Origin of the sequence: Mesorhizobium sp. M7A.F.Ca.CA.004.04.2.1 (assembly GCF_004022825.1) — a bacterium.
Classification (GTDB): domain Bacteria; phylum Pseudomonadota; class Alphaproteobacteria; order Rhizobiales; family Rhizobiaceae; genus Mesorhizobium.
This window is the reverse complement of the sequence record NZ_RZPH01001761.1, coordinates 1-488: the sequence shown is the minus strand read 5'-3', so window position 1 is coordinate 488 and position 488 is coordinate 1. Positions and strand designations below refer to the sequence as shown.

Here is a 488-nt window from a genome sequence, read left to right as displayed (position 1 = left end):
GTTGTAGGCGCGGATACCATTGGTCCCGCCGGTGACTGCCACGGCGTTCACTGTCAGGCCCGTACCCGTGGTATAGACATCGATGCCGTTGTCGACCGTTCCAGTCACCGTACCCGTCGCGGTCACGCTGGTGGCACCGGTCCCGTTGTTCTGGGCATAGATGCCGGCGAAGCCACCATTGACTGCCGCCGCACTCACCGTCAGTCCGGCCCCGTCTGTGTAGGCATCGATGCCGTTGTTGCTTGCCCCAGTCACCAAGCCCGTCGCCGTAACGCTGGTGAAGCCTGTGCCGTTGTTGGTGACGGCGATGCCGCCCTTGCCGCTAACCGCCGCGGCACTCACCGTCAGGTCGGTCGCCGTGGTGCCGTTGGTGGCATAAATACCGTCTTCGCTTGAGCCGGCTACGGCAGCCATCGTGGCTATGATGCTGGTGGCGCCGCTGCCGTCGTTCGAGGCAAAGATGCCGTACCGGCCGCCGGTCACCTTGC

General features: G+C 64.8%; 1 pseudogene. It reads right to left on the bottom strand.

Features of this window, described 5'->3' with window-relative positions:
* Positions 1 to 488: pseudogene (locus EN893_RS38520) on the bottom strand (hypothetical protein); the annotation flags it as partial.